At 63.5% G+C, this 252-nt stretch carries 1 pseudogene; it reads right to left on the reverse strand.

The window, feature by feature from the left end:
* Positions 1-252, reverse strand: a pseudogene (locus BK660_RS31155) (glycosyltransferase family 1 protein); the annotation flags it as partial.

The raw sequence follows: 252 nt of genomic DNA on the forward strand, positions 1-252 counted from the left end.
TTCACGCATCCGCTCAGCAGCGGCAGCGGCCATCGCCAGGTAAGCCTGTGGATGGTTTTTGGCCATGGCGTAGCTGTCCTCGTAGGCGGTTTTCAACGATCCCCAGTCGGGACGATGGCGCAGCGTGCGATAGAGGATGCGCACGTCCTCCGGCCAGATGGTCGGCTCGCGGCTGGACTTGACGATGAAAGCGACGCGTTCGTCGATGTAATCGCCCATCGCGGTGTGGTTCGGCGCAATCACCGGGCGGGC

The organism is Pseudomonas brassicacearum, assembly GCF_003732265.1.
GTDB lineage: Bacteria > Pseudomonadota > Gammaproteobacteria > Pseudomonadales > Pseudomonadaceae > Aquipseudomonas > Aquipseudomonas brassicacearum_D.